The organism is Nocardia sp. NPDC051463, from assembly GCF_040681975.1.
In the GTDB taxonomy this organism is placed as follows: Bacteria; Actinomycetota; Actinomycetes; order Mycobacteriales; family Mycobacteriaceae; genus Nocardia.
Window position 1 is genome coordinate 19,429 of sequence record NZ_JBFBAB010000008.1, and the last position, 17,562, is coordinate 36,990.

General features: G+C 66.2%; 20 protein-coding genes and 1 riboswitch. Of the genes, 12 read left to right on the top strand and 8 right to left on the bottom strand.

Annotated elements, in window-relative coordinates; genetic code table 11:
- The first annotated feature begins 20 nt into the window (after positions 1-20).
- The 4 genes from AB0M74_RS13440 to AB0M74_RS13455 are packed head-to-tail and all read left to right on the top strand — an operon-like array spanning position 21 to position 2,037.
- Positions 21-458 (top strand): hypothetical protein, encoded by a 438-nt coding sequence (locus tag AB0M74_RS13440; protein ID WP_364905981.1) that lies wholly within the window; start codon positions 21-23, stop codon positions 456-458.
- 25 nt (positions 459-483) lie between these two features.
- Positions 484-825, top strand: a complete 342-nt coding sequence (locus AB0M74_RS13445) for a hypothetical protein (protein ID WP_364905984.1) — start codon at positions 484-486, stop codon at positions 823-825.
- Complete coding sequence (locus tag AB0M74_RS13450; RefSeq protein ID WP_364905986.1) at positions 804-1,850, top strand: DUF4349 domain-containing protein; 1,047 nt, start codon at positions 804-806, stop codon at positions 1,848-1,850. The genes AB0M74_RS13445 and AB0M74_RS13450 overlap by 22 nt, the downstream gene beginning before the upstream one ends.
- On the top strand, positions 1,780-2,037 hold the full coding sequence (locus tag AB0M74_RS13455) for a DUF167 domain-containing protein (protein WP_364905989.1): 258 nt from the start codon (positions 1,780-1,782) through the stop codon (positions 2,035-2,037). The genes AB0M74_RS13450 and AB0M74_RS13455 overlap by 71 nt, the downstream gene beginning before the upstream one ends.
- Before the next feature lie 32 nt (positions 2,038-2,069).
- Here the strand turns inward: AB0M74_RS13455 and AB0M74_RS13460 are convergent, their stop codons facing one another.
- The gene (locus AB0M74_RS13460; protein WP_364905992.1) at positions 2,070-2,534 is read right to left on the bottom strand and encodes a tRNA (cytidine(34)-2'-O)-methyltransferase; all 465 of its coding nucleotides are present in this window, start codon (positions 2,532-2,534) and stop codon (positions 2,070-2,072) included.
- 115 nt (positions 2,535-2,649) lie between these two features.
- Positions 2,650-3,195: a carboxymuconolactone decarboxylase family protein gene (locus AB0M74_RS13465; protein ID WP_364905995.1), complete on the bottom strand. Its 546-nt coding sequence runs from the start codon at positions 3,193-3,195 to the stop codon at positions 2,650-2,652.
- Positions 3,196-3,533: 338 nt separating this feature from the next.
- On the opposite strand from AB0M74_RS13465, the gene AB0M74_RS13470 reads away from it, so the two are divergent.
- Complete coding sequence (locus AB0M74_RS13470; RefSeq protein WP_364906538.1) at positions 3,534-3,779, top strand: DUF3017 domain-containing protein; 246 nt, start codon at positions 3,534-3,536, stop codon at positions 3,777-3,779.
- Positions 3,780-3,892: 113 nt separating this feature from the next.
- Here the strand turns inward: AB0M74_RS13470 and AB0M74_RS13475 are convergent, their stop codons facing one another.
- Positions 3,893-4,540 (bottom strand): nitroreductase family protein, encoded by a 648-nt coding sequence (locus AB0M74_RS13475; RefSeq protein WP_364905998.1) that lies wholly within the window; start codon positions 4,538-4,540, stop codon positions 3,893-3,895.
- Between the two features lie 69 nt (positions 4,541-4,609).
- Here AB0M74_RS13475 and AB0M74_RS13480 point away from each other — a divergent pair, with 69 nt between their 5' ends.
- Together AB0M74_RS13480 and AB0M74_RS13485 are read left to right on the top strand one after the other, a co-directional pair.
- Positions 4,610-4,987: a helix-turn-helix domain-containing protein gene (locus tag AB0M74_RS13480; RefSeq protein ID WP_364906000.1), complete on the top strand. Its 378-nt coding sequence runs from the start codon at positions 4,610-4,612 to the stop codon at positions 4,985-4,987.
- A 173-nt stretch (positions 4,988-5,160) separates the two neighbouring features.
- Positions 5,161-5,493 (top strand): hypothetical protein, encoded by a 333-nt coding sequence (locus tag AB0M74_RS13485; RefSeq protein WP_364906003.1) that lies wholly within the window; start codon positions 5,161-5,163, stop codon positions 5,491-5,493.
- Between the two features lie 5 nt (positions 5,494-5,498).
- Here the strand turns inward: AB0M74_RS13485 and AB0M74_RS13490 are convergent, their stop codons facing one another.
- A complete protein-coding gene (locus AB0M74_RS13490) occupies positions 5,499-6,449 on the bottom strand; it encodes an oxygenase MpaB family protein (RefSeq protein WP_364906006.1) in 951 nt (316 codons plus the stop codon).
- Between the two features lie 162 nt (positions 6,450-6,611).
- On the opposite strand from AB0M74_RS13490, the gene AB0M74_RS13495 reads away from it, so the two are divergent.
- Positions 6,612-7,265 carry a TetR/AcrR family transcriptional regulator gene (locus AB0M74_RS13495; protein WP_364906009.1) on the top strand — a complete coding sequence of 218 codons (654 nt, stop codon included), beginning with the start codon at positions 6,612-6,614 and terminating at the stop codon, positions 7,263-7,265.
- Positions 7,266-7,329: 64 nt separating this feature from the next.
- On the opposite strand, the gene AB0M74_RS13500 is transcribed toward AB0M74_RS13495, so the two are convergent.
- The 3 genes from AB0M74_RS13500 to AB0M74_RS13510 all read right to left on the bottom strand — a co-directional run bounded on the left by AB0M74_RS13500 (position 7,330) and on the right by AB0M74_RS13510 (position 10,826).
- On the bottom strand, positions 7,330-8,415 hold the full coding sequence (locus tag AB0M74_RS13500) for a homoserine O-acetyltransferase (RefSeq protein ID WP_364906541.1): 1,086 nt from the start codon (positions 8,413-8,415) through the stop codon (positions 7,330-7,332).
- Between the two features lie 74 nt (positions 8,416-8,489).
- Complete coding sequence (locus tag AB0M74_RS13505; protein ID WP_364906012.1) at positions 8,490-9,839, bottom strand: bifunctional o-acetylhomoserine/o-acetylserine sulfhydrylase; 1,350 nt, start codon at positions 9,837-9,839, stop codon at positions 8,490-8,492.
- Positions 9,840-9,925: 86 nt separating this feature from the next.
- A riboswitch (SAM riboswitch) is annotated at positions 9,926-10,036 on the bottom strand.
- 52 nt (positions 10,037-10,088) lie between these two features.
- Entirely contained in the window at positions 10,089-10,826 is a 738-nt protein-coding gene (locus tag AB0M74_RS13510) for a TetR family transcriptional regulator (protein ID WP_364906015.1), read from the bottom strand.
- A 134-nt stretch (positions 10,827-10,960) separates the two neighbouring features.
- On the opposite strand from AB0M74_RS13510, the gene AB0M74_RS13515 reads away from it, so the two are divergent.
- Both AB0M74_RS13515 and AB0M74_RS13520 read left to right on the top strand, forming a co-directional pair.
- Positions 10,961-12,454: an MFS transporter gene (locus AB0M74_RS13515; protein ID WP_364906017.1), complete on the top strand. Its 1,494-nt coding sequence runs from the start codon at positions 10,961-10,963 to the stop codon at positions 12,452-12,454.
- A gap of 362 nt (positions 12,455-12,816) precedes the next feature.
- Positions 12,817-14,034 carry an NADP-dependent isocitrate dehydrogenase gene (locus AB0M74_RS13520; RefSeq protein ID WP_364906020.1) on the top strand — a complete coding sequence of 406 codons (1,218 nt, stop codon included), beginning with the start codon at positions 12,817-12,819 and terminating at the stop codon, positions 14,032-14,034.
- 148 nt (positions 14,035-14,182) lie between these two features.
- On the opposite strand, the gene AB0M74_RS13525 is transcribed toward AB0M74_RS13520, so the two are convergent.
- Complete coding sequence (locus tag AB0M74_RS13525) at positions 14,183-15,076, bottom strand: NAD(P)-binding domain-containing protein (RefSeq protein ID WP_364906023.1); 894 nt, start codon at positions 15,074-15,076, stop codon at positions 14,183-14,185.
- 123 nt (positions 15,077-15,199) lie between these two features.
- Here AB0M74_RS13525 and AB0M74_RS13530 point away from each other — a divergent pair, with 123 nt between their 5' ends.
- Together AB0M74_RS13530 and AB0M74_RS13535 are read left to right on the top strand one after the other, a co-directional pair.
- A complete protein-coding gene (locus AB0M74_RS13530; RefSeq protein ID WP_364906026.1) occupies positions 15,200-16,201 on the top strand; it encodes a helix-turn-helix domain-containing protein in 1,002 nt (333 codons plus the stop codon).
- Between the two features lie 194 nt (positions 16,202-16,395).
- Positions 16,396-17,547, top strand: a complete 1,152-nt coding sequence (locus tag AB0M74_RS13535; RefSeq protein WP_364906543.1) for an MFS transporter — start codon at positions 16,396-16,398, stop codon at positions 17,545-17,547.
- Positions 17,548-17,562 lie beyond the last annotated feature (15 nt).

Genomic DNA, 17,562 nt, shown 5'->3' on the forward strand with positions numbered 1-17,562 from the left:
ATCGGCTGGATGACATCCCAATGTTCGACGAGCTTTCCGCCGTCGAGCCGGAATATATCCATGATCGCCAGGCCGCGCTGCCCGGGTTCGCGTACTCGGTGCACCTGAGCGCAGATTTAATTACCTTCCGCGACAAGACATTTCACCTCGACACGCAATCTGGGAAACGCTTCCCTCGGGTGGGCGAGCCGGGCGAGCAGTCCTTCGAGTCCGTCGGCGATTTCCGGGTTGTGCTGGATGTACCGATCGCCGATCAGTGCGGCGGCGGCCTCGAAATCGCACGCGAATCGGCAGTGCCGCAACGTCGGTCTATCTGCTTCGCCGACCGCGACGCACTGGTGCTCGCCGCGCTCGAGCAGTACCACGGTGATCTGGTACGTGCCATCGAGGACGTGGAAGCCGCCTCCGACGATCCCGTCGAAACACTGCGCACGTGCACCCACGTACTCGGCGCATGAACGCCCGGCATCCGGCCTCTACAAGGTGCTGCACGAAAGCACCCTCAACCAGCGCGCGGCGATACTGTTCACACAGGAACTGACCGAACGCACCATCGCCGCCGTCCAACGATGCATGGATGCCGGTCTCGTGCCCGACGACGATGCGGCGTCGGTCACGCTCGATCTGCGTGCGGCAGTTCACGGTGCGGTGTCGATGCGACTCGACCGGCCGGACCAACCAGGGCCGCCGCTCACCGATCAGATCGAAAGATGCCTCGTCGGACTCGTCGGCGTCGCACCGGTTGGGATAACCCGGATGGCGAGCTCGGTGACCGAACTCACTGCAGCGGCTAGTCTTCGGTCATGCGCAAGCTTGCTGTCGTGATGACCGGCCTGCTGGGTTTGACGTTGCTCGCCGGGTGCGGTGACGACAACGGCAGCTCCGCCTCGGAGGGGTCGACCATGGCCACCGCCGTCGCTCCCGCGCCCGCGATCGTACCGCCGGGGTTCCGTGAACAAGGCCCGGCGACCAAACAGGACAACCGCGGGCAAAGCGGTGAATCGATCACGCTGCGTAAGGAGGTCGTCACCGGCAGCGTGTCGCTCACCGCGAGCGACCCGGTCGGCACCGCGGGCAAGGTCGCCGATCAGGTGCGGCTGCTCGACGGCCGGATCGATAGCCGCACCGAACAACCGGGAGGCGACGACGTCGACCCGAGCGCCACGCTCACCGTGCGGGTTCCCTCGGACAAGACGGATAGTTTCATCGACGGTCTCGGCGGCCTCGGGCGTGTCACCCAGGTGAGCACCAACCGCGACGACGTGACAATGCGGTGGGAAGACCTCGACGCGCGGATCAAGGCGCTGCAGGCCTCGGTAGACCGGCTGCGCGCACTCATCGCAGGCGCAACGAGCACCGCGGATCTCATTGCCGCGGAAAGCGCTCTGTCCAGTCGTCAAGGCGAACTCGACAGCCTCACCGCGCAGAAGCGTCACCTCGACGACCAGGTCGCACTGTCCACCTTGACCATCGATATCACCACCGTGGACAAGAAGTCCGACGACGGGCCGACCAATTTCTGGGATGGCATCGTCTCGGGCTGGCACTCGCTGATGGACTGGCTGAAGGACGCGGTCGTCTTCAGCGGCAAGGCGATTCCGTGGCTCGGTTTCCTCGTCGTGGTCGGCGCGGTGGTCTGGGGCATCGTGCGCATCGTGCGGCGGCCCGGCCGGAAACCGGGTGTCACGGCTACGGAAGAATCGGCCACGCCGAAGAAATCGGCGGTCGCGGCGGAAACGGTGGCCGAACCGACGGCCGCAAGCACCTCGAAGAGCCCCGATGCCAGCGGCGAGACAGGAGCGGCAGGTGTCGACGGTGGTCAGGGCGACGATAAAACCGAACAGCCGTAAAGGCCCGCTCATCGAGACCCTCGCCGACGGCACCCTGCAGTTATATGTGCGCGCCCCCGCCGTCGAAGGTAAGGCGAACAAGGCCGCCATCGAACTCCTTGCCGAGCACTACGGCGTCCCCAAATCCGCTGTCCGCCTGGCCGCAGGCGCGACCTCGCGCTTCAAACGCTTCGAAGTCGACCTCTGAAATCACCGGCGCCCGGCCGAGGGGCGACTGGTTCACACCCCGCCGGGAAATCCGAGTTGGCGCCAAGCTTCGTACACGGTGACCGCGGCTGCGTTGGACAGGTTCATCGACCGCCGCCCCGGCAGCATGGGGATCCGCAACTGCGTAGTGACATGCGAGTCGGCAAGTACCTCCGCGGGCAGACCGGTGGGCTCGGTGCCGAACAACAGCACATCCCCCTCCCGATAGGCCACCTCGGTGTAGTGCGTCCGGGCCTGCGTAGTGAACGCGAACACCCGCTCGGGCCGCAGTGCCTGCCACGCCGCCGCCAAATTCTCGTGCACCGTCACCGAAGCCAGATCGTGGTAATCCAAGCCGGCCCGCCGCAGCTTCGACTCCGAAAGGTCGAACCCCAGCGGTTCGACCAAATGCAGCTCGCACCCGGTCCCGGCGACCAGTCGGATCGCATTGCCGGTATTCCCCGGGATGGCAGGCTCATGAAACATCAGTCGGAACACCGGGCCAGTCAATCAGGTTCGGTGGCAGCCACCTTGTCGGCCTACCGTCGGCGATCGCAGGATCGGCCACGGTCCACTGACGGAGCTGTTCAGTCGGGTAACAGACCGAAGACGCTTACTCGGCGGGTCGCTCCGGTAAGGCGCAGGCCATGCCGTCCGCCATTCCGGTCGGACGCACGCCGAGGCCCTGGTTGAGGCGGGCCCGTTCGTTCTCCCAGGCGATGGTGGTGGCCAACTCGGCGACCTGCGTCTTTGTCAGCTGTGTCAGTAGGGCGGTGCGCAGGTCGTCGAGCTCGACGGCCGGCGTCGAGGTCATGGCTTCGGCGAAGGAGATGACGAGTCTTTCCAGGTCGCTGTAGGCGTCGCTGGTTCGGTAGCGCGGCAGGTCGGTGAGCTGTTGTTCGTTCAGGCCGGAGGAGCGGGCGATCGCGGAACCGATATCGAGGCAGAATTCGCAGTTCACCAGGCCTGCGGTCTTCAGTTGGGCCAAGTCCTTGAGCTTCGGATCCAGCCGATTGGCGAACAGCAACGACGTCTCGTAGACGATTGTGCCGAACAGCACCTGCGGTCGATGGACGAGCCAGCCGAATAGATCGGACCGATTTCGCTTCGCCTGCCGGATTGCCTTCAGATGGTGCCGAGTCTGTGTCAACGCTTTCATCGTTCCCACCACCCATCCTCGAGTTCTGGAGAAGTCCACGTTACCGCTAAACTACGTCCTGTAGTAGGGGTTTTCGTGGCGAGCGTCGCATCGCCGGGACCACCGCCGTAGCGGCGGCCGTTCAGGGAAAATCGGTCGGTGCGCGCAGGGCTTTCAGGGCAGCGTGATTTGTTGTGGCACGCTCGGCTGTCGAATAACTCGCGGTCCGACGACCGCTGTCGGTGACCGGCCGCCTGGTGTCTGCAAGAATCGGTGCCGTGACCGACGTGGACGCCTCTGCCGCTGGACGGCAGTCCGGTAGGAACCGGGGTGAGCAGTTCCTGCGCTCTCACCTGCCGATGGTCGTCGTGACGGTGGTCATCGTGCTCGCGGTGATTTTTGTCGCCTCGGATCGCTGGCGTCGTGGGGCGCTGTTCTTCGGTGGCGCGACGCTGCTGGCTGCCGCTTTCCGGCTGTGTCTGCCGACGGCTCGGGTCGGCCTGCTCGCGGTGCGCAGCAAGCCCTTCGATGTCGCGACCTTGAGCATCCTCGGCACCCTGATCGTTTTCATTGCCGCGACTATCAACACTCTCGGCGTCGGCTGACGGGTCAGCATTCGCGTCCGATCCGAGGCCGTGGGGCGAAACCTCGGTGAGCACGGGGTCGTTCAGTTGTCCTCGCCGATGTGTCGGCGAGGACGGCGCACGCATCGGCTAGTTCACCGGCCGGCGGGGTAGCGCTCGGTGAACACGGTGTGCTCGCGCGGGCGGCGACCGGGGTGCGGTGGGTTGGCGTCGCTGTAGCCGATGGCCACCATGACCGTGATGGCGAGGTCGGGGCGGTCGTCGATGCCGATGGCCTTCTTCACCAGGTCCGGGTCCCAGCCGTTCATCGGCGCCGAGGCCAGGCCGAGGCTGGTGGCGGCGAGCATGACGTAGGTTGCCGCGATCATCGCGTTCTTCACCGCGTTCTCGCGGATCAGCCCGCGCTGGTGCAGCGAGTGGAATTCGGCGCGGGAGTCGAACATCGCGGTGAACTCCGTGTTCCACGCGCCGTTGCGGCCCGCCAATTCGGCGATATCGGTATTGCTCGCCTCCCAGGCCGCGGTCTCGGCGACGAAGACCAGCACCACCGGCGCCTGCAGCGGCTGCGGCTGACCGTAGGCGGCGGTCGAGAGGTTGCGGCGGCCGGACTCGCTGGTCACCACCACAATCGAACGGTCCTGCATATTCCATGCGGTGGGTGCCTCGACTGCTAGGTCCAGCAGCTCCTCGAGCAGTTCCTGCGGCACCGGGTCGGGGCGGTAGTGGCGTGTGGTGCGGCGGGTGCGAATGGCGTCGGGAACCGAAAGTGTCTGTGTTGTCATGATTCTTACTATCGGAGAGTTACTCTTCAATAGGAAGACGGCACTTGAAAGTGCGTTACACTCGAAAACGTGCGTACGATCCATGAGGCCAGTGGGCTGCCTGCCGATGTCTATTCGGCGAAGTGCCCTACTCGGCAGCTACTCGACCAGGTCGCGGGTAAGTGGACGGTGTTGATCGTCGATGCCCTCGCCGACGGGACGATGCGTTATACCGACCTGTACCGCCGCATCGATGGCGTCTCGCAGAAGATGCTCACGCAAACTCTGCGGCAGCTCGAATCGGACGGATTCGTCACGCGCACAGTGCATCCCACCATTCCACCGCGCGTCGACTACGACCTCACGGAGCTCGGCCACAGCCTGCGCACTCCGATCGCGGCGCTACGCGAGTGGATCGAGACCAATATCAACCGGGTCGAGGCGGCCAGGCGTCTGGCGGCGGGCTGAGACCGGTGCGGATATCCCGACCCGAGCCACGCCGGGTGTCGCAGGTAGTAAGCTGAATCCTCCGGCTCGCAATGGTTTTCATGAGCTATAGCTTGGATGCCGAGCGAGTCCGAGGCCGTCCGGGAACCTGACGGTCCGGTCCGATGCAGCGACTCCAGTGCAGGGGAAACGGCATGAGTGATACCGATGGCGGGAGCGGCGGGGCGCATTCGCTGTGGACCGTGGTGGCCTTCGATGACAACGGCCGCGAGGGCGCGCCGCTCGTCGGGACCGCCATGGCGGGAGATCTGGATATGGCGGCGGGGCTGGTCTGCGCGTATCTACCCGCCCTGGAACAGGATTCGAAGGGCTACTATCTGGTCGCCACGCGCAGCAGGTCCGGCGCGGGCCGGTTGTCCGGCTGCCCCGCGCGTCCTGCGTGGATCAGCAAGCCGTTTCGCGACGGCGCGGAATGGGCAACGGGACCGTGGAGCGCGCTGGAGGACGACCGCGTGCCCGAGGGCTAGTGCACCTAGCCTGCTTCGGCCACGGCTGCGCGTCCGCTGCGCGCGCCGTAGCGGCTACGCGCCTGGGCCGGTGTGATCGTCTCGAGTTCGGCGGGCGGTTGTCCCTTCAGGTGCTGTTCCAGGATCTGGCCGGCCATCGGGGCGATGAACGGCGCCGCGACGATGAGGCCGAAGGAATCGAACGCCGACGCGCCCCACACGATGGTCCGGGCGGCGGGGCGGACCAGCAGATCGACGATGCGTGGCCGATCGAACCTGCCGAGTTTGCGCATCCACTTCGGCAGCGTGGCGACCGAAGCCAGCGACAGCAGCCTGCTGCCCGCGAAATAGCTGATGCCCGCACCGTTGCGCAGTGGGGTCCACAGCAGGTGGTGCATGCCCTTCTCGGCGCGCTCGGAGGTGCACAGTCGCGCGCGGACCTCGGCGAAATACGCGCGCACTTCCTCGCGGGAGCGCGGCACGTCTTCGGGCTTGCAGGTCTGCAGTTCGGCCGCGATCGCGCATTCGTGCCAGTAGCGCGTCTCTTCCTCGGCCGACAGCGGGCCGGGTCCGAACATTTCGTAGGCCTTCAGCACTGAGTGCCAGCCGGTGATGTGGATCCACAGCTGGGTCTCCGGGCTGTTGGCGCTGTAGCGCGCCCCGCTGATCGGTTCGATGCCGGTCATCGAGGCATGCACCCGCATCAGGTGCTCGGCGGCCTGGATGGCCGTGCGGCCGTCGGCGAGGGCGGCGATGAGGAAGTATGAGAAGGTGCGGTCGAGACGCTGACGCGGGTCGGTGTAGATGCCGCGGGAGTCGGCGACGGCCGCGGTCAGGAACGGGTCGAAGTGTTCGAGGACCACCGCGCGCTGGAAGCCGATCACGGCGGTCGGAGCGGTCCAGATCTTCCAGCTCGGTGAGCCGGGGCCGAAGAACCCGTAGTCATCGCGGCGAAGTGTGGTCGGATCGAAGGCCATCAGCTGCTCCTTTGCGTGCTCGTCCGCTCCATGGCGGCGAATGCAACGCAACCGTAGCAATTGGCCGCAGGCAATACAACGGTCCCGTAGCATTTATTGTCGAACGGATTCCATTTCCGGTGCCCGCGGGTGACACTATGAACCGGTGGAGGTGAAACGGCAGTGACTCGATCGCACACCGCGGCCGACCGTCCGCGCAGGCGATACGCACCGCGTCTGCCTCCGGAGCAACGTCGCGCCCAACTGCTCGACGCGGCCTTCGCCGTATTGGACAGGATGGAACTGCACGAGCTGAGTATGGAGGCCGTCGCGCACCAGGCCGGTGTCGGAAAACCGGTGCTCTACACCGTGTTCAAGACTCGCACCGAGCTGGTGACGGCGCTGCTCGAGCGGGAAAACGAGCGCGGCCTCGAGCAGGTCGCCGCGACATTGCCCACCGATCTGATGGGCGCCGATCCGGTCGTCGCGGCCTCGGCGACGGTCGAGGCGTTCGTCGGTGTGGCACTGGAGCATCCGACCCGTTGGCGGTTGATTCTCACCGCACCGGGCAATGCTCCCGGCGAATACCGTGACGCGCTGCAGAATTCGCGTGCGGGCATCTTCGATCAGGCCGAGGCGCTGGTCCGTATGGGTACCGCGCTCGAGCCACGGTGGGCGGGCGTGGATTCCGCGTTGCTCACCAACTCGCTGTTGACCGTCGCCGAAATGCTCGGCCGGTTGGCGGTCAGTGAGCCCGACACCTATCCCAAAGAGCGGCTGCAGGCCTACGTGCGTTCCATCGTCGGTCTGCTCGTCGGAGCACCCGTCGCCGAATAGACTCGGGGGCAAAGTATTTCGTGTGCCCTGGCAACCTGTGCCCGGGCTCCGCCGAAGAGCGGTGTCAGTCGACCGGCTTGCGGTGCATCCGGGCCAGCCGCATCGTCTCGGTCAGCAGCTTCGACACTGCGGCCGCCTCGGTGAGGAATCCGTCGTGGCCGTCGCGCGAATGCACGATCTCCAGTCCATCGCAGCCGGGCAGCCCATCGGCCAGCTCCTGCTGGGTGCGCAGCGGATAGAGCCGATCGGAATCGACGCCGCCGACCACACACGGCACCGGCGTCGCGGCAAGCGCGGCCTGGACCCCGCCGCGTCCACGCCCGATGTCGTGCCGGTTCATCGCCTCGGTGAGCAAGACATAGGTGGCCGGATCGAAACGGCTACAGAGCTTGTCGGCCTGATGGTCCAGATAGCTCTGCACCGCATAGCGGCCGCCGCGCCGTGGATCCTCGTCGCCCTGCGCGTTGTTCTCGAAGCGGTGATCCAGCTCGGACTCGGTCCGATAGGTCAGGTGCGCGATGCGCCGTGCGATGCCCATGCCGGTCATCGGAGCGCGATCGGTGTCGTGATAGTCGCCGCCCTGCCAGTCCGGGTCGGCCTTGATCGCGGCGATTTGCGTTGTCTGCGTGCCGATCTGATCGGCGGTGGCGCGTGCGCCGACGGCGAGCACCAGGGCGGCGCCGACCCGGTCCGGGGTACCGACCATCCATTCCAGCACCCGCATGCCACCCATGGACCCGCCGACGACCGCGGCCGGCCTTTCGATGCCGAGCAGATCCATCAGCGCCACTTCCGCGTTCACCTGATCGCGGATGGAAATCTCCGGAAACCTTGCGCCCCAAGGCTTTCCGTCCGGAGCCAGCGAGGTGGGCCCGGTGCTGCCCTTGCAGCCGCCGAGTACATTCGTCGCGATGACACACCACTCGTCGGTGTCGATCGGCGCGCCGGGGCCGACCATGCCGTCCCACCACCCCGGCAGTGGATGGATGTCGTCCGGGCGTCCGATCACATGCGAGTCACCGGTCAGCGCGTGCTCGACCAGCACCACGTTGTCCAGCGTGGGGGAGAGCTCACCCCAGCGCTGCACGGCCAGGTGCACGTCCCCGACCACAGCGCCGTTCTCCAGCCGCACGTCGCCGATGGCGATCATGCCGAGCCGCCCGTCCGGCGGTGGCAGGGCCACCGTCGGAGCGGGTCGCACGGCACTCGGTTCGGCGTGCACGGTCACGTCGCCGCCGCCGCGAAACCGGCTCGCAGATCGGCGAGGATGTCGTCGATTCCCTCGATGCCCACCGCCAGCCGAACCAGCCCCGGCGTGACGCCGGAGGCCAACTGCTCTTCAGGTGTCAGCTGCGAGTGCGTGGTCGACGCAGGATGGATCACGAGAGAACGCACATCACCGATGTTAGCGACATGGCTGTGCAGGGCTAATGCGTCCACGAACTTCTTGCCCGCATCGACACCGCCGCTGAGCTCGAACGCAACAATCGCGCCCGGCCCCTTCGGTGCGAGCTGCTTGGCGCGCTCGTGCCACGGCGAGGACGGCAGCCCCGCGTAGTACACCGCTTCGACGGTGGGCTGGGCGGTCAGGAACTCGGCCACCGCCTGCGCGTTGGCGACATGGCGCTCCAGGCGCAGGCTCAGCGTCTCGACGCCCTGACTGATCAGGAAGGCGTTGAACGGCGACACCGCGGCGCCGAGGTCGCGCAGCAGCTGCACGCGTGCCTTCAGCGCGTACGCGGGTGCGCCCAGGTCGGCGAACACCGCACCGTGGTAGCTCGGGTCCGGAGTGGTGAAACCCGGGAACCGTGGCGCGCCCTGCTCGTCGCGCACGGTCCAGTCGAACGTGCCGCCGTCGACGATCACGCCCGCGACCGCGGTGCCGTGGCCGCCCAGGTACTTGGTCGCCGAGTGCACGACGATGTCGGCACCGTGCGCGAGCGGCTGGATCAGGTACGGGGTGGCGACCGTGTTGTCCACGATCAGCGGCAGTCCGTTGGCGTGCGCGATCGCGGAGATTCCCGGGATGTCGAAGAGGGCACTGCTCGGGTTGGCGATGGTCTCGCCGTAGAACGCCTTGGTGTTCGGCCGGATGGCCGCCCGCCACTGCTCCAGGTCGTCGGGGTCCTCCACGAAGGAGACCTCGATACCGAGCTTGGGCAGCGAGTAGTGGAAGAGGTTGTAGGTGCCGCCGTAGAGGTGCGGGCTGGACACGATGTGGTCGCCTGCCGAGGCCAGGTTGAGGATCGCGTAGGTCTCCGCGGCCTGTCCCGAGGCCAGCAGCAGTGCGGCGACACCACCCTCCAGGGCGGCAATGCGCTGCTCGACCACGTCCTGGGTCGGGTTCATGATCCTGGTGTAGATGTTGCCCGGCTCGGCGAGGCCGAACAACGCGGCCGCGTGATCGGTGTCACGGAAGGCGTAGGAGGTGGTCTGGTAGATCGGGAGGGCGCGGGCGCCGGTGGTCTCGTCCGGGGCCTGCCCCGCGTGGACCTGCTTGGTCTCGAAGGACCACTGCGTCGGATCGGACGCGATCGAATCGATATCGGCCGCGGACGCGATGGGGTCACTCATGTCTTACTCCAAGGGGGTTGTTCGCCAGAACTACTTACTAATGGGATGTGGGCGACGGACAACAACACATGGGGGGTACCTCCTGAAGTGCGCGCTTGCTCTCGACTTTCGAGAGCCCGGTCATCACCCGGAGCACCCCACCGCTGCAGGAGGGTTGCCGTCCAGCAAGCCGGGGCTTCGCGCTGGCACTCATGACCTGACCGGCATCATAGCTGGCGGTCGGTCGACGATCGAAATCGTCGTCGAAAATCACCGGGTTGCGGTGGCCAACGGGACGCAGCAGATGCGCACGAACTCGTCGAAGGTGGACAGGAACGCGGTGCGGCCCGCCATGGCCGCCGCCGCCGGATCGCTGTCGTCGAAGATGTCGACCGAACATTCCATCCCGAGCTGACCGATCAGCTGCCAGGTGCCGACGATCAGCCGCACCTCGAGTGCGTCGGGCTGGGTGTGGAGTCGTTCGGCGAGCACCTCGGCGATCGCGGCGGTCTTGTTGTCGGCATGTTCGAGACTGCGCGCACTGACCGACGGACTGTTGCGCAAGATGCGCTGCATCTGCTGGAACTGCCGGAACGACAGCAGTCTGTCATTTCCGTCTATCGCCTGGTCGATGGTCCGCAGGAAAGCCTCACGCAATGCTTGCAGCTCGTTGCCGGTGACCGGGAGTCCGCGCAGCGTCTCGGCGACAGTGCGGCCGAAGTCCTTGATCGGCCCCAGGATGATGTCTTCTTTGCTGTCGAAATACCGGTTGATCGTCCGGGGCGAGACGTCGGCGGCATTGGCGATCTGCTCGACGGTGGTGGCATCGAAACCATGCGCGTCGCAGAGATCGAGTCCGACCTCGATGATGCGCAACCGGGTCTGCTGCTTCTTGCGCTCGCGCAGGCCGGCAGGCGTGGGAATCGCGGCGTGGTCCTGGTTCGGCTCGGCGCCGGCAGGGGAGTCCGCTGCGGCGCTCGCGCCGGTCGGCGTTGATGACTCGAGCATCTTTCCACTGTATCGCAACCGGGACTTTTCGTGTCGTTAGCAGTCAAATGTCTGATTGCGACATTTTTCTCTTGACGACAAATGTCTGACAATGACAGGATGGCATCACGACTTCGAGTTTCAAGGAGATCAAGGTGACCGAGACTGCGACAGCGGTAGACGTTCCGGAAAAACAAGGCAGTTCGGCACGCTGGTTGGCCCTGGGGGTGATCGCATTGGCCCAGCTCATGGTGGTGCTGGACGCCACCATCGTGACCATCTCGCTGCCGTTCGCACAACGTGATCTCGACATCAGTGATGGCAATAAGCAATGGATGCTCACCGCCTACACGCTGATTTTCGGCGGTCTGCTGTTGCTCGGCGGCCGGCTCGCCGACTACCTCGGCAGGCGCCGGATCTTCATCGTCGGTCTCGTGGGCTTCGCGGCGGCCTCCGCGCTTGCGGGTCTCGCGCAGAACGGTGTGGAGCTGTTCGCCGGCCGCGCACTGCAGGGCGCTTTCGCGGCTTTGCTTGCGCCGGCGGCACTTTCGCTGCTCTCGGTGACTTTCACCGAGGCCAAGGAACGCGCGACCGCGTTCGGTGTCTTCGCCGGAATCTCCGCGGGTGGGGCCGCGCTCGGACTGATCGCGGGTGGCGCGCTCACCGAGTACGCCTCGTGGCGCTGGTGCCTGCTGGTGAACACCCCGATCGCCATCCTCGCTCTGGTCGGTGCGCTGGCCTTTGTGGTGAAGGACATACCGGCCCCGCGCACCGGCGGCTACGACGTGCCGGGTGCCGTCACCGTGACGCTCGGTCTGATCGCGATCGTGTACGGCTTCAGTCGCGCCGCCGACGACGGCTGGTTGGCAGGCAGCACCCTCGGGCTGCTCGTCGCGGGTGTCGCGCTGCTGATCGCCTTCGTCGCGATCGAGCGTCGTTCCTCGAATCCGCTCTTGCCGCTGCATATTCCGGGTGAGATCAACCGTGGCGGCGCCTTCCTCGCCGCGCTGCTCATCCCGATCGCGATGTTCGCGATGTTCCTGTTCCTGAGCTACTACTTCCAGATCACGCTCGGCTACTCGTCGCTGAAGGCCGGCTTTGCGTTCCTGCCGTTCCCCGCGGGCATCGCGATCTCCGCCGGTGTCACCAGTGCGCTGCTGCCGAAGCTCGGCCCGCGGCCGCTGATGGTGGCGGGTGCCGTGCTCGGTGTCCTCGGCCTGCTGTGGCTGGCGCAGTTGAGCTACGGCGACAGCTACGCGGCGAGCGTGCTGCCCGCACAGGTGCTGATCGCGCTCGGTATGGGTCCGCTGTTCGTCGGCATGCAGACCGTCGCGCTGCATCAGGTCGAGGAGGAGGACTCGGGTGTGGCGAGTGCGTTGCTCAACGCCGCGCAGCAGGTCGGAGGCGCGGTCGGCACTGCCCTGCTGACCACCATCTCGGTGCAGACGGCCAAATCGTTCGCGGAGGGCAATCCGACGCTCGACAACCTGGTCGCCCGTGCCTCGATCCACAGCTACGACGTGGCGTTCTACGTCGGCGCCGGTTTCTTCCTCGCCGCGGTCCCGGTGATCGCGTTCATGATCAGGGACAAGCCGCAGAACCTGATCGAGGGCTCCGAGGACGGAGCTCGGGTCCACGTCGGGGTCTGAGATCTTCCTCTCACGACGTCGGAAGTCCGTGTATCGCCTCCGCTCGGCGGCGATGCGCGGACTTTCTTTTGCCCGCCGCAGGCCACACCGGGGTGACGGGCACAACGCTGCGTCACTTGCCGGTCCGCGAGTGATCGAGGCCACTCTCGACCTACTTGCCGGTAACCATTTCGGGCGCGCTCACTCGGGGGGCTGCCCGCGCGGTGAGATCCTTACCAGCAGTACGCTTGTCTTGTTTGCACCACACGTTCCGCGGACAACGCGGGGCATATACGTTGTCTTTGGAACAGCTGGGGTCCGCTCACAAGCGTGTTCGCCTGGCCGTGCAATGAGGGCACCATCCTAGGAGGACACGAAGATCCATGTCCAAGATCAAGGTTGAAGGCACCGTCGTAGAACTCGACGGCGACGAGATGACTCGGATCATCTGGCAGTTCATCAAGGACAAGCTGATCCACCCGTATCTCGACGTGAACCTCGAGTACTACGACCTCGGCATCGAGTACCGGGACAAGACGGACGACCAGGTCACCATCGACGCCGCCAACGCCATCAAGGAGCATGGTGTCGGCGTGAAGTGCGCCACCATCACCCCGGATGAGGCGCGCGTCGAGGAGTTCGGCCTGAAGAAGATGTGGCGGTCGCCCAACGGCACCATCCGCAACATTCTCGGCGGCACGATCTTCCGCGCTCCGATCATTATTTCGAACGTCCCGCGCCTGGTGCCCGGCTGGACCAAGCCGATCATCATCGGCCGTCATGCCTTCGGCGACCAGTACCGCGCCACCGACTTCAAGGTGTTCGAGGGCGGTACCGTCACCCTCACGTTCACCCCGGACGACGGCAGCGAGCCGATCGTGCACGAGGTCGTGAAAATGCCCGAGGACGGCGGCGTCGTGATGGGTATGTACAACTTCAAGAAGTCCATCGAGGATTTCGCGCGCGCGTCGTTCAACTACGGACTCGCGCAGAACTACCCGGTGTACATGTCCACGAAGAACACCATCCTGAAGGCCTACGACGGCATGTTCAAGGACACCTTCCAGGAGGTCTTCGACGCCGAATTCAAGACCCAGTTCGACGCGGCGGGGCTCACCTACGAGCACCGGCTGATCGACGACATGGTGGCCTCCTCCATGAAATGGGAGGGCGGCTACGTCTGGGCTTGCAAGAACTACGACGGCGACGTGCAGTCCGATACGGTCGCGCAGGGCTTCGGCTCGCTCGGTCTGATGACCTCGGTGCTGCTGACCCCGGACGGGCGCACCTGCGAGGCCGAGGCCGCACACGGCACGGTCACCCGGCACTACCGCCAGCACCAGCAGGGCAAGCCGACCTCGACCAACCCGATCGCGTCGATCTTCGCCTGGACCCGTGGTCTCGAACACCGCGGCAAGCTGGACAACACCCCCGAGGTGATCGGCTTCGCGCAGACCCTCGAGGACGTCGTCATCAAGACCGTCGAAGGCGGGCAGATGACCAAGGACCTGGCCGCGCTCGTGGGCGGCGACCAGGGCTACCTGACCACCGAGGAATTCCTCGGCGCGCTCGACGCCAACCTGGCCCGCGCCCTGCGCTGACCGAACCCCCACCACCACTCCCGGCGCTGGAACATTCCGGCGCCGGGCGCGAACCAACGGGCACCCGCACCACGCCACGGCGACCGCATGCCGGTCGCTCCGATCGGCAAGTGGTACGGGTGCCCGAACTGTTTCCTGGTCGGGCCGGTCAACTCCGCTCGGATACTGCGGCGCCGAGTAGACCGCTGACGACGCGGGTGAAGCTGTCGGCGCCATTGCCCAGTTCCGCCTGTTCATCGAACATGCGCTGCAAAGGGTCGAGCAGGTCTGTCGCGACGCCCTGATCGTGGCTGGCGGTCCGGATATTGCGCAGACCGGCCCGATTGCCCGCCAGGTCGGAGAAATTGACCTCGAACTGCCGTGAGTCGATCTCCTCGGCCAGGGTCGGCAGCACGTCGATGATGGAGCGCAGCCACGGCATCAAGAACTCTGCGGTGAACTCGCCCGCGGGGAAGCCCGCGCTGCCGACCATCGCCGCCGCTTGGAAGAAACCGCCGAACAGCCCGTACATACCGGCCAATACCGCCATGTCGTGCAGTGCGGCGAGGCCCGTGTCCGCACCCAGGTATTTCGCGGTGCCGAGCTCGGCGATGGTGCCGCCGTGCGCCGCGTGCGCTTCGGGCGAGCCGCTGTAGGTGACCATGGTGTCCGGCGTGCCGAGTGTCTGTGGCACGCCGAGGATCCCGCCGTCCAGGTAATGCCCGTCGCGCTCGGCGATCCAGGACGCCAGCTCGCGTGCCTCGTCCGGACGGCCGGTCGCGAGATTGAGGACGGTGCGTCCGCGCAGCGCGTCGGGAGCGGACGCGAGAATCGCGGCACCCGCGGGGGTGTCGGCCGCCGTGACCACGATCAGCGCGCCGGCGGCCACGGCCGCCGCGGGCGTCGCAGCGCGCACGGCTCCGAGTTCGTCCAGATGTGCGGCCTTGCCCGATGACCGGTTCCACACGGTGGTCGGGTGGCCGTTGCGCAAGAAGATCTCCGCGACCGTCGCGCCGATGCGGCCGAGGCCCAACACGGTCACCGATGTCCGATTGTCGTTCACGATTCCTCCGTCGATTCCTGAGTTCGGTTGGTGGGCGCCCGAACTCAGTCTTCGCGCTCCGACGGGAAAATATCAGTGGCAGAACTGACGACAAGCGAACGATTACTGCCATAACATCGACTCATGACCGGTCGAACTGTCGCGTTGGCCGTCGCTCCCGGTGCGCTGCATCCGTGGGATCTCTACGAGCTGGGCGTGGTGGCCTCGATCTTCGGCACCCCGCAGCCGGATCTCTCCGACTCCTGGTACGAACTGAAGGTCTGCGCAGTGACGCCGGAGCAGCACGCCCAGCCGATCGGGTTCGGCACCTACCTGCGAGCCGAACACGGTCTCGCCGACCTGCTGGCCGCCGATACCGTGATCGTGCCCTCGGTGGCACACGACTTCGTGACCGCCGAACGCGAAATACCACCCGAACTCGTCGATGCGCTCGCCGCGGCGCACCGTCGCGGTGCACGCATGGTCGCGCTGTGCGACGGGATCTTCGCCCTCGCCGCCGCGGGCATCCTGGACGGGCGGCGGGCCACTGTGCACTGGGAGCACGCAGAGGTCCTGTCCAGGCGATATCCCGACATCGAGGTCAACGAGTCGGTGCTCTACGTCGATGACGGCGATGTGCTCACCAGTGCGGGCATGGCGGCCGCCCTCGATCTCTGTCTGCACCTGGTCCGCCGTGACTTCGGCGCGGTGATCGCCAACCGGTTGGCGCGACGGATGGTGATTCCGCCGCACCGTTCCGGTGGTCAGGCGCAATTCGTCGAACTGTCCATTCCGCCGCGGGCCGACGACGGCATCGGACCGGTGCTGCAGTGGGCCATCGCCAATCTCGACCAGCCGCTCACCGTGGACACGCTCGCGGCGAAGGCGAACATGAGTCCGCGCACCTTCTTCCGGCACGTGCAGCAGGCGACCGGCGCGACGCCGATGCAATGGCTGCTCGGCCAGCGGCTCTCACACGCCCAATCTCTCTTGGAATCCAGTGATTTCGGCATCGATCGGATCAGCAGCATGTCCGGCCTGGGCACGGCGGCCAACCTGCGCCGTCATTTCGCCGGCGTCATCGGTGTGTCACCCGCCGAGTACCGGCGCACCTTCGAACGACGCGAGCCACTGCATCCCGGCTGAGCGTCGGATTGCCCGGTGGCTGCTCATATGGGGTGTGCGCACGTTGACCTGTGCGATATATCGACGCTGAGGTGGGCGAACTCACGTTTGCTCGGGAAGCGGAAGCGGCAGGCAGGCGGTTACATGACTACGTGACCAGTCCCGTAGCCACGTCGCCCACCGCACCAGTCGAGGCCGAGCGGACGGATTGGCATATTCCGGCGATGCTCGCGCTCGCGCTCGGCGGGTTCGGGATCGGGACGACCGAGTTCGTCACGATGGGTTTGCTACCCGACATCGCGAGCGCCATGAGTGTCGCGGAGCCGACGGCCGGGCACGCGGTGTCGGCGTATGCGCTCGGCGTGGTCGTCGGCGCTCCGCTGATCGCGGCCCTGTGCGCCCGGGTGCCGCGCAAGCGGCTGCTCGTTGTGCTGATGGTGGCGTTCACCATCGGAAATGCTTTGACCGTCCTCGCGCCGACCTTCGCGACCCTCGTCGTCGCGCGTTTCCTCGCCGGCCTACCGCACGGCGCCTATTTCGGCGTCGCCTCGCTGGCGGCCGCGACTCTTGCCCCGGTGGGGCAACGGGCGAAGGCTGTTGCTGCGGTTATGCTGGGTTTGAGCGCCGCCAACGTTGTCGGCGTTCCCGGAGCTACCTGGCTGGGTCAGCATCTCGGCTGGCGGGACGCGTTCATCGTGGTCACGGTGATCGGACTGGCGACCGTGGCCGCCCTCCTGCGTTACGTGCCCGAGCTCACCGGCATCAGAACCACCAACCCGATGACCGAACTCGGTGCGCTGCGTCGTCCGCAAGTTCTGCTGACTCTGCTCGTCGGCGCGATCGGTTTCGGCGGCATGTTCGCCGTCTACACCTACATCACCACCACGCTCACCGACGTCGCCGGTATGCGAGCGGGTCTGGTCCCGGTGGTCCTCATGCTCTTCGGCCTCGGCATGGTGGCAGGCAATATCATCGGCGGCGTCCTGGCCGACCGCGGCGTCGATTTCGCGATCTTCGCCGCCCTCGGCGCGATGGTCGTCATCCTCGCGGGATTTGTCGCCGCCGCACACAACCCGTACACCGCTGGTATCGGCGCCTTCCTCATCGGCGGCTCGGGCGCGGCACTTGCCCCTGCCCTCCAGACCCGGCTGATGGATGTCGCCGCAGACGCCCAAACCCTCGCCGCTGCCCTCAACCATGCCGCTCTCAACATCGCCAATGCCGCGGGCGCGTGGCTCGGCGGTCTCGTGATCGCCGCGGGCCTCGGTTACACGGCTCCCGCGACGGTCGGTGCCGGCCTCGCGATACTCGGCGTCGTGCTGTTCACCATCACGGTCTGGACCGCGCGGCGCACTGTGCACTCCTGATGGGCCGCGTCCGGG

What these genes read in the sequence shown, in the direction of transcription:
- AB0M74_RS13440 (WP_364905981.1), top strand. Translation starts at nt 21, where the DNA reads ATGTTCGACGAGCTTTCCGCCGTCGAGCCGGAATATATCCATGATCGC.
- AB0M74_RS13450 (WP_364905986.1), top strand. Translation starts at nt 804, where the DNA reads ATGCGCAAGCTTGCTGTCGTGATGACCGGCCTGCTGGGTTTGACGTTG.
- AB0M74_RS13455 (WP_364905989.1), top strand. Translation starts at nt 1,780, where the DNA reads ATGCCAGCGGCGAGACAGGAGCGGCAGGTGTCGACGGTGGTCAGGGCG.
- AB0M74_RS13465 (WP_364905995.1), bottom strand. Translation starts at nt 3,195, where the DNA reads ATGAAAGCGTTGACACAGACTCGGCACCATCTGAAGGCAATCCGGCAG.
- AB0M74_RS13470 (WP_364906538.1), top strand. Translation starts at nt 3,534, where the DNA reads ATGGTCGTCGTGACGGTGGTCATCGTGCTCGCGGTGATTTTTGTCGCC.
- AB0M74_RS13475 (WP_364905998.1), bottom strand. Translation starts at nt 4,540, where the DNA reads ATGACAACACAGACACTTTCGGTTCCCGACGCCATTCGCACCCGCCGC.
- AB0M74_RS13485 (WP_364906003.1), top strand. Translation starts at nt 5,161, where the DNA reads ATGAGTGATACCGATGGCGGGAGCGGCGGGGCGCATTCGCTGTGGACC.
- AB0M74_RS13490 (WP_364906006.1), bottom strand. Translation starts at nt 6,449, where the DNA reads ATGGCCTTCGATCCGACCACACTTCGCCGCGATGACTACGGGTTCTTC.
- AB0M74_RS13500 (WP_364906541.1), bottom strand. Translation starts at nt 8,415, where the DNA reads ATGATCGCCATCGGCGACGTGCGGCTGGAGAACGGCGCTGTGGTCGGG.
- AB0M74_RS13505 (WP_364906012.1), bottom strand. Translation starts at nt 9,839, where the DNA reads ATGAGTGACCCCATCGCGTCCGCGGCCGATATCGATTCGATCGCGTCC.
- AB0M74_RS13510 (WP_364906015.1), bottom strand. Translation starts at nt 10,826, where the DNA reads ATGCTCGAGTCATCAACGCCGACCGGCGCGAGCGCCGCAGCGGACTCC.
- AB0M74_RS13520 (WP_364906020.1), top strand. Translation starts at nt 12,817, where the DNA reads ATGTCCAAGATCAAGGTTGAAGGCACCGTCGTAGAACTCGACGGCGAC.
- AB0M74_RS13530 (WP_364906026.1), top strand. Translation starts at nt 15,200, where the DNA reads ATGACCGGTCGAACTGTCGCGTTGGCCGTCGCTCCCGGTGCGCTGCAT.